At 63.2% G+C, this 14,170-nt stretch carries 13 protein-coding genes; 3 read left to right on the top strand and 10 right to left on the bottom strand.

Annotated elements, in window-relative coordinates:
* From astA to LPA36_RS15270, 7 genes are all read right to left on the bottom strand, one after another.
* Window positions 1-1,032 carry an arginine N-succinyltransferase gene (gene astA / locus LPA36_RS15300; RefSeq protein ID WP_228878018.1) on the bottom strand — a complete coding sequence of 344 codons (1,032 nt, stop codon included), beginning with the start codon at window positions 1,030-1,032 and terminating at the stop codon, window positions 1-3.
* Window positions 1,029-2,084 (bottom strand): arginine/ornithine succinyltransferase subunit alpha, encoded by a 1,056-nt coding sequence (gene aruF, locus LPA36_RS15295; RefSeq protein WP_228878843.1) that lies wholly within the window; start codon window positions 2,082-2,084, stop codon window positions 1,029-1,031. The genes astA and aruF overlap by 4 nt, the downstream gene beginning before the upstream one ends.
* Before the next feature lie 33 nt (window positions 2,085-2,117).
* On the bottom strand, window positions 2,118-3,359 hold the full coding sequence (locus LPA36_RS15290; RefSeq protein WP_228878015.1) for an aspartate aminotransferase family protein: 1,242 nt from the start codon (window positions 3,357-3,359) through the stop codon (window positions 2,118-2,120).
* 124 nt (window positions 3,360-3,483) lie between these two features.
* Window positions 3,484-4,545 carry a GlxA family transcriptional regulator gene (locus LPA36_RS15285; RefSeq protein WP_228878012.1) on the bottom strand — a complete coding sequence of 354 codons (1,062 nt, stop codon included), beginning with the start codon at window positions 4,543-4,545 and terminating at the stop codon, window positions 3,484-3,486.
* 29 nt (window positions 4,546-4,574) lie between these two features.
* Window positions 4,575-5,366, bottom strand: a complete 792-nt coding sequence (locus LPA36_RS15280) for an ABC transporter ATP-binding protein (protein WP_228878009.1) — start codon at window positions 5,364-5,366, stop codon at window positions 4,575-4,577.
* Window positions 5,367-5,466: 100 nt separating this feature from the next.
* Window positions 5,467-6,180, bottom strand: a complete 714-nt coding sequence (locus tag LPA36_RS15275; protein ID WP_228878007.1) for an ABC transporter permease — start codon at window positions 6,178-6,180, stop codon at window positions 5,467-5,469.
* A gap of 7 nt (window positions 6,181-6,187) precedes the next feature.
* Complete coding sequence (locus LPA36_RS15270) at window positions 6,188-6,877, bottom strand: ABC transporter permease (RefSeq protein WP_228878003.1); 690 nt, start codon at window positions 6,875-6,877, stop codon at window positions 6,188-6,190.
* 369 nt (window positions 6,878-7,246) lie between these two features.
* Here LPA36_RS15270 and LPA36_RS15265 point away from each other — a divergent pair, with 369 nt between their 5' ends.
* The gene (locus tag LPA36_RS15265) at window positions 7,247-7,858 is read left to right on the top strand and encodes a class I SAM-dependent methyltransferase (RefSeq protein WP_228878000.1); all 612 of its coding nucleotides are present in this window, start codon (window positions 7,247-7,249) and stop codon (window positions 7,856-7,858) included.
* A 7-nt stretch (window positions 7,859-7,865) separates the two neighbouring features.
* On the opposite strand, the gene LPA36_RS15260 is transcribed toward LPA36_RS15265, so the two are convergent.
* Both LPA36_RS15260 and LPA36_RS15255 read right to left on the bottom strand, forming a co-directional pair.
* Window positions 7,866-8,867 (bottom strand): patatin-like phospholipase family protein, encoded by a 1,002-nt coding sequence (locus LPA36_RS15260; RefSeq protein ID WP_228877994.1) that lies wholly within the window; start codon window positions 8,865-8,867, stop codon window positions 7,866-7,868.
* 13 nt (window positions 8,868-8,880) lie between these two features.
* Window positions 8,881-9,450: a hypothetical protein gene (locus LPA36_RS15255; protein WP_228877991.1), complete on the bottom strand. Its 570-nt coding sequence runs from the start codon at window positions 9,448-9,450 to the stop codon at window positions 8,881-8,883.
* A gap of 915 nt (window positions 9,451-10,365) precedes the next feature.
* Between LPA36_RS15255 and LPA36_RS15250 the strand changes: the two genes are divergently transcribed.
* Entirely contained in the window at window positions 10,366-11,364 is a 999-nt protein-coding gene (locus LPA36_RS15250) for an LLM class flavin-dependent oxidoreductase (protein WP_228877988.1), read from the top strand.
* A gap of 32 nt (window positions 11,365-11,396) precedes the next feature.
* Here the strand turns inward: LPA36_RS15250 and LPA36_RS15245 are convergent, their stop codons facing one another.
* Window positions 11,397-12,452, bottom strand: a complete 1,056-nt coding sequence (locus LPA36_RS15245) for an alpha/beta fold hydrolase (protein WP_228877985.1) — start codon at window positions 12,450-12,452, stop codon at window positions 11,397-11,399.
* 386 nt (window positions 12,453-12,838) lie between these two features.
* Between LPA36_RS15245 and glgC the strand changes: the two genes are divergently transcribed.
* On the top strand, window positions 12,839-14,107 hold the full coding sequence (glgC, locus tag LPA36_RS15240; protein WP_228877982.1) for a glucose-1-phosphate adenylyltransferase: 1,269 nt from the start codon (window positions 12,839-12,841) through the stop codon (window positions 14,105-14,107).
* The last annotated feature ends 63 nt before the right edge of the window (window positions 14,108-14,170 follow it).

Genomic DNA, 14,170 nt, shown 5'->3' with positions numbered 1-14,170 from the left:
TCATCCTTGTTTTGATTTCAGCGGCATCACGCGCACGGTGTCGCCGGTGCGCACGTCGAGCGCGGCGGCATCTTCGGCCGTGAGACGGAACACGCCCGCCTCCGGCGCACCGGGCGCCACGCCCACGCGGAAATCGGTCAGCGAAGTATTCGACACGAGCGCACGTTGCCCGTCGTGATGCGCGAGCGGCGCGCCGATCTCAACCGGCACGACCACACTTTCGCGCACCGTGCGCAGGTCGGCGATATGGCATTCGAGCACCGGGCCTGCGTCGAAAATATCGACGTGATTCTCGTAGCGCAGCCCTTCCGATTCGAGCATGCGGCGCGCGGGAATCGTGTCGTTATGCGTGAGGCCGACGCATTCCTGAGCCTCTTGCGGCAGCAGATCGACATACACCGGATAACGCGGCATCAGTTCGGCAAGGAACGACTTGCGCCCGTGCGAACTGAGGTAATCCGCCGCGTTGAAATCGATCTGGTAGAAATGCGAGCCCACCGCGCGCCAGAACGGCGACGAGCCGTTCGCATCGAAATGCCCGCGCAGTTCGGCGCAGATCCGTTGCGGAAAGCGTTCGGGAAACTGCGCGATAAACATGAAACGCGAGCGTGACAGCAGACCGCCGACGCCGCTCGTCCGGTAACGCGGGCTGAGAAAGAGCGAACACACTTCCGCGTAGCCCGTCAGATCGTGCGAGATGTTGAGCGCACGCATCTTCGTCCAGATGCCGAGGTCCTGGCTCGCGTGCACAACCGTGCTCACGCGATAGTTGTAGAACGGCTGCTCGAGACCGACCGCGGTTTCGATGCCGCAGACGCCGGCCACGTCACCCGTCGCCGTATCTTCCATCACGAAGAAGTAACCTTCCTCGTGCGGCGCGGCCTGCCCTTCCATCGTACGGCGCGCGCGCTCGACGCGCGCGGCGAGTGCGTCACGGTCCGGCTTGAACGTGGTGAGACCTGGACCCGTCTCGTGAGCGAGCGCGACCAGCGCATCCACATCGCCCGTCTGCACGACGCGAACGACGATCATTGTGCTTCTCCCGAGTGTTCGTTCTGTGCGGCCTGGTGGAGCGGCACGCAGCGCACCGTCTCGCCGTCCTGTACGCCGAGTGCATCGCGTACCGCTGCTGGCAACGCGGCGCCGGCTGCCCTGTCGGTGGACAGATCCGCCAGTACACAGCGGAAATCGCCTGCCCGGTTGCTTGCCACCAGATACGTCGGCCCCTGGGCGGCCGAAGCCGCTTCGTGCACCACACGGTTTTCGTTGCGCGCCACGCACGCGGCGCGATCGATCTGCGCGGTGAGCACGGGGCCCGCGTCGAAAATATCGACGAAACGATCGGTTTCGAAGCCTTCTTCCTGATGGATGTCGTACGCGAGCAAGGCCTTTTCGTCCGGTTCGCCCAGCACGCGCTGCGCGGCTTCCGGCAGCAACGGCACATACACCGGATAACTCGGCATGACTTCGGCGATGAACGTGCGGCTGCGGCCGCCCGACTCGATTTCGATATCGGCGAAATTGCGGCCGAAGAACTTGCGACCTACCGCTTCCCAGAACGGCGACACGCCTGCATCGTCGGTGACGCCGAGCAGCAGCGAGAACACTTCCGGCGTAAAGCGTTTGCGGTTCGCCGCGATATACATCATGCGCGAGCGCGACATCAGATGCGCAGCCGCATCGCCACGCAGCGACGGATCGATATAGAAACCCGCGAGACGGCTCTTGCCCGTCAGTTCGTGCGACATCGTGAGCGCGTGAATCTTGCGGCTCACGTGCAGCTCGCGCGATGCGTGGATGAGCGCGTCATTGCGAAACGCGTAGAACGGTTCCGAATAACCCGCTGCCGCGACGATGCTCGCCGTGCCGAGCAGCTTTCCGGTCGCGGCATCTTCGAGCACGAACAGGTAGAACTCTTCGCCGGGGAAATCGACTTCCGCGCGAAACGAGTCTTCCGACAACGCGACGCGCGCTTCCAGCGCCCGCCGGTCGTGCGGCAACGAATGCAGCACCGGTTGGGCCGTGCGCGCCATGTGTTCGAGCGCATCGAGATCGGCGAGACGGCTGGGGCGTACGAAGAGCATCATCGTTCCAGTAGTTGAATGCGATGCAGTGGATCAGCGTGCAGCTTCGGCCGTCGTGGCCTTCGCAGCGGTAACCGCTTCGATCGCCTTCTCGACGCGCGCGAGACCTTCGTTCAGGTCGTCGAGCGGCATCAGGAGCGATGGCGCAAAACGCAGCACGTCCGGGCCGGCCATCAGCATCATCGCGCCATGATTCGCGGCGGCGGTGACGAAGTCTTTCGCGCGGCCCTTGAAGGCGTCCGTCAACTCGGCGCCGATCAGGAGGCCCTTGCCGCGCACGTCCTTGAAGATGCCAAAGCGCTCGTTGATCTTCGCGAGCTTCGCCTTCAGCAGTTCGCTGCGTGTACGTACGCCTTCGAGCACCGCAGGCGAGCTGACCAGCTCGACCACTTTTTCGGCAATTGCGGCGGCGAGCGGATTGCCGCCGTACGTCGTGCCGTGCACGCCAACCTTGAAATGCGCGGCGATCGCGGTCGTCGTCAGCATCGCGCCGATCGGGAAGCCGTTGCCGAGCGCCTTGGCCGTGGTCAGGATGTCCGGCGTCACGCCCGTGTCCTGATACGCGTAGAAATGGCCGCTGCGGCCGACACCCGTTTGTACCTCGTCAAAAATCAGCAGTGCGCCGTGCTGGTCACACGCTTCGCGCAGCGCCTTCAGGAACGCCGGATCAGCCGGGATCACACCGCCTTCGCCCTGGATCGGCTCGACGATCACCGCGCATGTCTTCGCACCGATCGCCTTCAGCGCGGCCTCGGTGTCGTTGTACGGCAGATGAATGATGCCTTGCGGAATCGGGCCGAAACCTTCCGAATACTTCGGCTGGCCGCCGACGCTCACCGTGAAGAACGTGCGGCCATGAAACGACTGCGTGAACGACACGATTTCGTACTTGTCCGCACCAAAACGGTCGAACGCAACGCGGCGCGCGAGTTTCAGCGCCGCTTCGTTCGCTTCGGCGCCCGAGTTCGCGAAGAACGCGCGATCGGCGAACGTCAGGGCTTCGAGGCGTTTCGCGAGGCGCAGCACCGGCTCATTCGTGTAACCGTTACCGATATGCCAGAGCTGGCTGCCCTGCTCCTGCAGAACCTTCAACAGTTCCGGGTGCGAATGGCCGAGCGCCGTGACGGCGATGCCGCCCGCGAAGTCGATGTAGTCGCGGCCCTGCGTGTCCCATACGCGCGAACCTTCGCCGCGCACCGGCACGAACGCGGCGGGCGAGAACAGCGGCACCATCACTTCGTCGAAGGTCTGGCGCGTCACAGTCAGGTCGTTCATGGCAAATCCTCGTTCAGTAATGTCACTAGTGTAGGAAAACGCTCGCGAGCCGTCTTGCTCATACGCGACGCGTTTCTATCGAAACCGATGCCCCGGCGGCGGCCAGCAGGCCGTCCGGACGTCGTCAATCCGTGTCGGGCGGCTCGATCAGCGCGGCCGGACGCGGTTCGCCGGCGGTTACCGCGCGGCCGTCCGCCGCTGCACCGCCGTGCTGTTTTTCGATGTAATTGCGACGATCCTCGCGCGGTGTGACGCCGAAATGTTCGCGATACGCGTTGGAAAAGTGCGCCGCCGACGAAAATCCGCACGCGAGACTGATCTGCACCACCGATTTGCTGGTGCGCTGGAGTTGCGTGCGCGCCTTCGAAAGCCGCAGCCCGAGGTAATAGCGCGAAGGCATCGCCGCCAGATACTGGCGAAACAGGCGCTCGAGCTGACGCCGCGATACGCCGACCAGACCCGCGATCTCGTCGGTGGTGAGCGGGTCTTCGATGTTCGCTTCCATCAGCAGCAGCGCGTCGTTCAGGCGCGGATGGCGCTCACCGGGCGCGGTCACGAACGGAATACGCTGCCGTTCCTCGCCCGCGCGCAGCACGCCCACGCCGAGCGTATCGGCGATACGGTCGGCCAGTTCCGGGCCGTGTTCGCGGCCGATCATCGCCAGCATGAAGTCGACCGTTGCCTGACCGCCTGCACAGGTTGCGCGGTCGCGATCGATTTCGAAAATCTGCTGGGTGACGATCGAGCGTTCGAACTGCTCGGTGAACTGCTGATAGGTTTCCCAGTTCACGCTCACGCGATAACCGGAAAGCTGGCCCGCCATCGCAAGCCACCATACGCCGTGATGAATGCCGGTGACGAGCGGCGTGCGCTGTCCAACGCGTGAAAGGCTCGCGAGAAAGAGCCGGTAGTCGGCGAACTGCTGAAAGCGCTCGCTCACGACGATCAGCCAGTCGCACGACACGGCGTCGCCGAAGGCGGCATCCGCGGGCCACTGCGCGCCGCCCGAAAGCGGCACGGGCCGGCCGTCCCACGAACATACCTGCCAGCGATACAGCGCGCGGCCGTCGATTTCGTTGGCAAGCGTGAGTGCGTCGACAATCGGTCCGACACCCGACATCGACACAGGCGGCAATGCAACGATCGCGACCTGGGTCGTACGTGTCGGGCTGGACGTGCGAGGCATTGGGTTTTACGCTGCCTGAGCCGCAGGCATTACTTGAGGCTGCCCGACAGGAACTGCTTCAGGCGTTCGCTGCGCGGCGTGGTCAGCACTTCGGCCGGCAGGCCCTCTTCTTCCGTGCGCCCCTGATGCAGGAACATCACGTGGTTCGACACGTTGCGCGCGAAACCCATTTCGTGCGTGACGACGATCATCGTGCGGCCTTCGTCGGCGAGCTTCTGCATCACCTTCAGCACTTCGCCGACGAGTTCGGGATCGAGCGCGGAGGTCGGTTCGTCGAACAGCATCACGTCCGGGTCCATCGCAAGCGCGCGTGCAATCGCGACGCGCTGCTGCTGGCCGCCGGAAAGATGCGACGGGTACTGCTTTTCCAGTCGCGGCGCGAGACCGACCTTCTCCAGATACACGCGTGCGCGCTCTTCCGCTTCGCGCCGCGACAGTCCGAGCACATGGATCGGCGCCTCGACGACGTTCTCCAGCACGTTCATGTGCGCCCACAGGTTGAAATGCTGGAACACCATTGCGAGCTTCGTGCGGATGCGTTGCAGCTGCTTGTGGTCGGCGACTTCGAGATTGCCGTGGCTGTCGGCCTTCGTGCGCACGGCTTCGCCGTCGACGACGATCTGGCCGGCATTCGGCCGCTCCAGAAAATTGATGCAGCGCAGAAACGTGCTCTTGCCCGAACCGCTCGCGCCGATGATGCTGATGACGTCGCCCTTGTTCGCGTTCAGCGACACGCCTTTCAGCACTTCGTTGTCGCCGTAGCGCTTGTGAATGTCCTGCACGGCAAGCTTGCAGGCTTCGGTTTGGCTTGTATGGAGCAAGATGCTCTCCCAGTAAATACGCAGGCTGTTCTGCGAGAGGGTCCAACACAGTGACCAGCGGCATCCAGCGCGCCGCCGGACCAGATCCGGCAGAAGACGCCTAGTGCGTGCGCACGGCCAGGTAGGCAAGCCAGCGACGCTCGGCCCGGCGGAACCCGGCGACCAGCGCAAACGATACCGCACAGTAGATCAGCGCGGCGATGCCGAACGCCTCGAACGAGCGGTAAGTTGCCGAATTCACATCTCGCGCGACCTTGAGGATGTCCGGCACCGTCGCGGTAAATGCGACGGTGGTGGCATGCAGCATCAGGATCACTTCGTTACTGTACAACGGCAGCGCACGGCGCAGCGCGGACGGTATCACAATGCGGCGGTACATCGTAAAGCCGCTCATGCCGTAGGCGCGTGCCGCTTCGACTTCGCCATGCGGCGTCGAACGGATCGCGCCCGCGAAAATCTCCGTCGTGTAGGCACAGGTGTTCAGCGCAAACGCGAGGATCGCGCAGTAAAAACCACTGCGAAAGAACGCGTCGAGCAGCGAATGCGCGCGCACGAATTCGAGGCTGTAGATGCCGGTGTAGATCAGCAGCAACTGCACGTAAAGCGGCGTGCCGCGAAACACGTATGTATAGAAACGCACCGGCATCGACAGCCAGCGCTTCTTCGACACGCGCGCAACGGCGAGCGGAATCGCCATCACGAAGCCAAAGCCGATCGAGACGACCAGCAGCCACAGCGTGACAGCGAGCCCCGACATGCGATGGCCGTCCCAGAACAGAAACGCGCGCCAGTATTCAGTGAGAATTTCGGTCATGGGTGCCTCAAAGGTCCGCGTGGCGTACGCCGATTGAATAGCGCCGCGTGAGCCACACGAGCGCGAAGTTCGACACCGTCGTGATCGCGAGATAGATCAGCGCCGCAACGGCGATGAAGAAGAACATGTTGAATGTGCTTTTGCCCGCGTCCTGCGCCGCTTTCACGACATCGGCGAGTCCGATGATCGAGACGAGCGCGGTCGCCTTCACGAGCACCTGCCAGTTGTTGCCGATGCCCGGCAGTGCGAAGCGCATCATCTGCGGAAACAGGATGCGTGTGAACACGCGCACGCCGCTCATGCCGTACGCACTGCCCGCTTCGAGCTGGCCGCGCGGCACGGCGAGAAACGCACCGCGAAACGTCTCGGTGAAATACGCGCCGTAAATGAAGCCGAGCGTCAGCACGCCGGCAACGAATGGATCGATGTCAAACTGCTGCAGGCCAAGCGCGTCGGTGAGATTGTTGACCGCGATCTGGATGCTGTAGAAGAGCAGCAGCATCAGCACGAGATCCGGGACCGAGCGGATCAGCGTCGTATAGCCGGTGGCGATCGCGCGCAGCGGGCGGTTAAACGAGAGTTTCGCTGCCGCGCCTGCAAGACCAAGCAGCACGGATGCCGCGAGCGACAACACCGACAGCTCGATCGTCTGCATGGTGCCGGCGAGAAGCAACGGACCAAAGCCGTATAGGACCACGGGTGTCTCCATCGAAGTATTGTCTTGAGGCTGCGGTCCGAACGCGTACAGCGTTGGATCGGCCTGAGTGCATGGCGCGGATACTCGCAGGCGAAAAAAAATTTCTCAAAGGCCCGCGTCGTTATTGCTGCATCGCACCAAATGACGATCGCGCCCCGCTGGAACGTTCGAGGCCCGCTCTGGCGGGCCGGATCGTGCTGTAAGGGAATTGCATGCAAGGCTTGCCTTGCGTGTTTTTGGCAAGTTTCGAGTCGCTTTTTCGATAGACGGAATGCGTGTCTGCCGGGCCTTTTCGCTAGACTGATGCTCGCCCTTCCGTCGAGCGGGCCAGTACATCACTGCCTGCCCAAACATCAAGCGAGTCCACGCATGACCAGCCGGTTCGATTCCGCGACACTCGACGCCTATTCGCAAGGCGCCGCCCGCTACAGTCAGGACTGGCTCGACCAGCCGCCGCCCACCGACATGTATGCGCACCTCACCACGCATCTGCTGCCAGGCGGGCAGACGGCCGATATCGGTTGCGGAAATGGGCGCGACGTCGCGTGGATGGCGGCGAACGGTTACCGGGTGACGGGCTTCGATGCATCGCCGGGTCTGCTCGCGGAAGCGCGACGGCTCCATCCCGACCTCACGTTTCGCGCGGCCTCGTTGCCCGCGCTCTCGGAAATCGACGAAACGTTCGACAACGTCGTGTGCGAAACCGTGATCATGCATTTGCCGGCGACATCGATTGCGCTTGCCATCGATAGCCTGCTGCGTATCCTGAAGCCGAACGGCGTGCTGTATCTCTCGTGGCGCGTAACCGAAGGCAGAGACCAGCGACAGAGCGACGGCAGGCTCTATAGCGCGTTCGAACCCGCATGGGTGACAGACGCACTGGAGGACTGCACGATCCTGCTCTTCGAAGATGTGACGAGCGAAAGCTCGGGCAAGCGCATCTGCCGCGTGATCGCATCGAAGCGCGAAGGCGAAGTCTGACGCGCGCTCACTCCATGCCGAGACGCGCCTTGATGGCCGGCATCATCGTCTCGACGGCGGCACGGCCTTCTTCGATCGCGGGCGCCGCGCGATGAAAATCGAAAATGCCCATGCCGCCAAGACGCGGCTGGATCAGGATATCCGCCGGCTCCCCCGCAAGCCGGCTACGCGTGATACGCACCTGCATGATGTCGATGCTTTGCGCGATCGAACTCAACATCGAAGGCACGCGGGCACTCGGTGGCGGCGACACGCGCACGTCGCCGGTACCGGTCGCCCGGTCGCTTTCGGGCGCGAGCCAGCGCGGCCACGGCTTGCCGTTCTTGCGCAGCGCGACGGGCGGCGGCGCATCCGCACTGGTTTCAGCCAGCGCATCGCCGCCGGGCTCCGTCGCGGGCAACGGTATCGGCGTATCGGCCACCATGCCGCCCAGATCGCGCCCGTTGAGAATGTCGTTGTTCAGGTCGATCGCGATCACACAATCGGCCCGCATCCCGCGCGCGACTGAAACGGGTACCGGATTCGCGAGACCGCCATCGACGAGCCACGCGCCGTCGTGCAACACCGGCGTGAAAATGCCGGGAATCGCGATCGACGCGCGCACGGCATCCACTACGCGTCCGTCCTGCATCCAGATCTCGCGGCCCGAATCGAGTTCGGTGGCGACCGCGGCGAACGGCATCTTGAGGTCGCGGATTTCGCAGCCGTTGAAGCGGTCGGCGAAAACCTGGATCACCTTGCGCCCGCCCAGCAAACCGCCGGAAAAACGCAGGTCGAGCAGCCGCACGACGGTTTGCCAGGTAAGACGCGCGACCCATTCTTCGAGCCAGTCGAGATCGCCATTCGCGTACACCGCACCGATGAGCGCGCCGATCGACGTGCCGCACACGACGTCCGGCCGGATCCCCGCGTCCTGCAGCGCGCGGATTGCGCCGATATGGGCCCAGCCGCGCGCAGCGCCGCCACCGAGTACGAGACCGATGCGATGAGGCTGGCGTCGACGGATCATTGTTATTCTCCTGTTAGCGTCCGCGGATGATGTCCGAGCGCGAGGTCGTATAGACCTTGCCCTGCGCATCGAAATGCACGTTGAAGAACGCTTCGGGCGTCACGCCGCCTTCGAGCCACTTCCAGCTCCACACCGTTTCGGGTTTCAGCGGATAGCGCGCAACTTCGCCGGGCTTGCCAAGCAGACGCCGCACTTCGTCTTCACTCATGCCGGCGTGAATTTTCGCGAAATTCGCTGCGGTCAGCACCTGTGTGATGGCGAGGAGACGACCGTCGCGGTCGATGTCGACCATATACGTGTTGAGCCCTTGCGGCCCGCGCGGATACTCGAAGCGCTTCGAGCCGTCGGTGAAGGTGCGCTCCGTTTCCGGTTTGCCCATCTGGCTTCGAATCTGGTCTCCGGTCGTGATACCGGGCGTGAGGCCCTTGAGCAGCAGCGCGTCCGGTTTGACGGCGTTAAAGAAGTCCTTGAGCTTTTGCACGGCCTGGTCGGTCTGTTGGTCGTTGCACGCGGCAAGCGGGAGCGACAACGCTGCCGCGAGTGCGAGCGTGGCAACGACGGACAATCTGGAACGAAACACCATCCTGATAGCAGCGACATGTTGTATGAATGATGTGCTACAGGATAACCGCCCGTCATCAAAAGGGCGAGTATTCAGCGGTGAGAGCGTGCGCACGCACGCAGATCGAAAGCGACGCGACATCGCCATGAAGGCAATCCGCAATATGGCATGACGTGACATATCGTCCCGCGCACGCACATAAAAAAAGACGCCTGGCAACGGCGCAGCATCCGGCGCCTGTGTCCGCGATGCTGACCGCTGCTCGCGGTCGTCTGGTCCCTCGACTTGAATCGATTCGGGTGTCGTCAATCTAGACGCAATCCGCCGCTTAGGCGAGAGAGCGTTTACACCGACTCGACAGATGATTCCGGGCGTTGCACGAAATCATTGCAACGTGCATGCGCGAACTAAATATGCACACCGTTCGCCACTTTTTCGAGCGATTCATGCGCGCGGCTGAACGTGCTGGCATGTGGAAGCGCATCCACCGGAAGCATCGCACGCAGATCGCAGGATCAATGACCGGTTCAATTGACCTGACCGGTCCGGATCGCCCGGGTTTGTTCTGCGTAGCCAACCTACGCGTGACAATGCCGGGCCGGTCAGCATCAAATTCCCAGCACGGTTGTCGCTTCCTGCAGGGCCGTCTGCACGTCCACACAGGAACCGGCATCTTCACACTAGCCTGCACCGGCGACGACTTCTGTGCGACGTCACACGCATGCGACTTTTTCGTGCAGTGATGCATCGATACGAAGCGCGCGAATACAGTGCGCTGCAACACCCTTTCGCGGACAGGGACTTGTTTGGGCGCTCAGCGGGAATGCGGGCGCTTTGGCACAATCCCGATTTGCCTCTTTTCGCGGGCGGCCCGACGCACATCCGGATATTTCATCCGGTGCCGCCCGCCTCGCGCGAGGCGCTGGACACATCGCCATGATTCCATTTTCCGTACTCGATCTTTCTCCCATCAACGTCGGCGCGACTGCGTCGCAGGCGTTCAAAAACACGCTGGATCTCGCGCAGCACGCTGAAACGTGGGGCTATTACCGCTACTGGCTCGCCGAACATCACAACATGACGGGTATCGCGAGCGCGGCCACGTCGGTCGTGATCGGTCACGTGGCGGGCGGCACGCAGCGCATTCGCGTCGGCTCCGGTGGCGTGATGCTGCCGAACCACGCGCCGCTCGTGATCGCGGAACAGTTCGGCACACTCGAATCGCTGTATCCGGGCCGGATCGACCTCGGCCTCGGCCGCGCGCCGGGCACCGACCAGACGACCGCGCGCGCACTGCGTCGCGACCTGCACGGCAGCGCCGATTCGTTTCCCGACGACGTCGTCGAACTGCAACGCTATTTCGCCGAACCCGTGTCCGGCCAGCGCGTGCGCGCGGTGCCCGGCGCGGGCCTGCAGGTGCCGATCTGGCTGCTCGGCTCGAGCCTCTTCAGTGCGCAGCTCGCTGCGGCGCTGGGCCTGCCGTTTGCGTTCGCGTCGCATTTCGCGCCAGACCATATGCTCACGGCGCTACGCGTATATCGCTCGCAGTTTCGCCCCTCCGCGGCGCTCGAGCGGCCCTACGCCATGGTCGGTGTCAACCTGTTCGCGGCGGAAACAAACGACGAGGCACAGCTATTGATGTCGTCGCTGCAGCAGCAGTTCGTGAACCTGCGACGCGGCACGCCGGGTCAGCTGCAACCGCCCGTCGCGCGCCTCCAGGCGACCGAACAGGAATTGAGCAGCGTCGATCATTCTCTCGCGTGTTCGGTGGTGGGCGATCGCGACGCCGTGCGCGAAGGCCTGCTTTCGGTGATCGGGCAGACCGGTGCCGACGAATTGATGCTGACCGCGCAGATCTTCGATCACACGGCGCGCCTGCGGTCGTTCGAAATCGCCGCTCAGGTACGGGGCGAACTCATCGCAGACCAGCAGTAAGCTTCGCGGCTTTCGGCATTCGCGGCGCCGACTCAGTGGTTGGCCGGCACCGCCGCGAGTCCGTCGAGGAGCGCCTTGTGGAACGCCTGCGGGTCCTGCATCTGCGGCGCGTGCCCCAACTCCGCAAACTCGACCAGCGTCGCGTGCGGAATCGCCTTCGCCGCCGCGCGACCAAGCTCGGGGTAATGCCCGATCTTCTCGCGTACCTCAGGCGGCGCAACATCCTTGCCGATAGCGGTGGTGTCCTTCTGCCCGATCAGCAGCAGCGTCGGCATGCTCAGTTGACCGAGTTCATAAACAACAGGCTGCGTGTAGATCATGTCGTAGATGAGCGCCGAATCCCACGCCACTTCCTTCCTGCCCGGCCCGCGATACATGCCGGCCAGCATCTGCACCCACGGTTCGTATTCGGGGCGCCACGTCCCCGAGTAATACGTCGCCTGCTCGTAACGGCGAATGCCGTCCGCGCTCGTCTTCAGCTCGCGTTCATACCACTCGTCGACCGATAGCGAACGCACGCCCTTCGCCTTCCAGTCTTCGAGACCGATCGGGTTCGCGAGCACCAGTTGCTGCGTCTCTTTCGGATACATCAGCGCATAGCGGATCGCGAGCATGCCCCCCGTCGAATGCCCGATCACGGTGACGTTTTCCGCGTCGATCGATGCGAGCAATGCATGCGTGTTGCGCGCGAGCTGCTGGAAGCTGAACTGATAGTGCGCCGGCTTGCTCGATTTGCAAAAACCGATCTGGTCGGGTGCCACGACGCGATAGCCGGCATCGCTCAACCGGTGAATCGTCGTTTCCCAGGTCGCGGCGCAGAAGTTCTTGCCATGCAGGAGGACCACGGTGCGCCCATTCGGATGCGCGGGCCGGATATCCATGTACGCCATATGCAACGTTTCGCCTTGCGACGTGAACTCGAACTGCTCGACCGGCGCGGGATAGTTGAAGCCCTGCAGTTCGGGACCGTAAGCGGGACCGTCGGCGTTTGCATCGGCCGCAAATGCGGTGTTGAAGCCCGCAGAAAAGGAAAGCGCAGCGGCAAGCGAAACGACAACAGCGGGCAGGAATCGGCGACGAGAATTCATGGGCGCAAAGAGGCAGATGAACGGAAGCAGCGGTTTCAAGGGAGCGCGGCAGAACACGGCGCCCCGGCGAATCCGCCGGGCAGGCCGTCGATTCTACGTCGTGCGCGCCCGATGCGCTGGCGGGCTTGCAGCCCATCCGGCCGGTTTGCGGCGCCACGACGCGTGGCACGCTAATTGCGCCCTGAAAAATCGCGCTTTGCGGTACACCGCACTCGCGGGCAGGCAGGATCGGGGCGATACTGGCAGTGCCCGCTGTATCCGGCATTGCGTGCCTCCACATAATCCAGACTATGCGTGGGCGACGATTCAATGCTAAAACTGTCAGGCAAAGTTGCGAAAAAAACAAAGGCGTTGCAACCGGGGGAAACAATCATGGAGACGAAAACATGGAAACTCCGGCAAGCCTCAACGATCTGCAACGCTCCACGCTCGCCATTGTTCTGGCCGGCGGCCGCGGCACCCGTCTCGGGCCGCTCACAAACAAGCGTGTCAAACCGGCTGTTCATTTCGGCGGCAAATACCGGATCGTCGACTTCGCCCTGTCGAACTGCCTGAATTCGGGCATTCGCCGGATCGCGGTCGTCACGCAGTACAAGGCGCATTCGCTGATACGCCACGTGCAGCGCGGCTGGGGGTTTCTGCGCGGCGAATTCAACGAATTCATCGACCTGTGGCCCGCCCAGCAGCGCGTCGAGGGCGCGCACTGGTATCGCGGCACGGCCGATGCCGTGTTCCAGAATCTCGACATCATCCGTTCGATCCGTCCGAAGTACGTTGTCGTACTTGCGGGCGATCACATCTACAAGATGGATTACACGCGCATGATCATGGATCACGCGGAGAGCGGCGCGGACTGCACGGTCGGCTGTATCGAAGTGCCGCGCATGGAAGCCGTGGCGTTCGGCGTGATGCATGTGGATGAAAACCGGCGCGTAACGGGCTTCGTCGAAAAACCGGCTGATCCGCCCGCGATGCCGGGCCGCCCGGACATGGCGCTCGCCAGCATGGGCATCTACGTGTTCAACACGGAATACCTGTACACCCTGCTCGAGGAAAACATCACGAGCGCCGCGACCGATCACGATTTCGGCAAGGACATCCTGCCGCGCGTCGTCACGCAGGGACATGCGATCGCGCATCCCTTCAGCATGTCGTGCGTATCGTCGGGCAACGAAACGGAACCATACTGGCGCGACGTCGGCACGATCGACGCATATTGGGCCGCGAATCTCGACCTCGCCTCGACGATTCCGACGCTCGACCTGTACGACCCGAACTGGCCGATCTGGACGCACATGCAGCAGTTGCCGCCCGCCAAGTTCGTGCGCGACCTGAACGGCCTGCAGGGGTCGGCCACGAACCTCATCGTATGCGGCGGCTGCGTCATTTCCGGCTCGCAGATTTCGCGCTCGGTGCTGTCGTCGAACTGCGTGGTGAATTCGTTCTGTAACATCAATGAGGCAGTCTTGCTGCCACAGGTGACGATCGGACCGAGCTGCCGGCTGCGCAAGGTCGTGATCGACCGGGGCTGCACGATTCCGGAAGGCACCGTGATCGGCGAAGACCCTGTGCAGGACGGCGAACGCTTCTATCGCACCGAAAGCGGCGTCGTGCTCGTCACCCCGGATGCCCTGCGACGGCAGGCGGCACGCTAGTTACCGCGTTGTGGTTCGCCGTGACGGTGAACCGTGACGGCACGCCAGCCGTCAACCATCGCT

This window comes from Paraburkholderia saeva (assembly GCF_907164555.1).
Classification (GTDB): domain Bacteria; phylum Pseudomonadota; class Gammaproteobacteria; order Burkholderiales; family Burkholderiaceae; genus Paraburkholderia; species Paraburkholderia saeva.
Note: the sequence above shows the minus strand (reverse complement) of the source record. Positions and strands in the feature narration are given on the sequence as shown.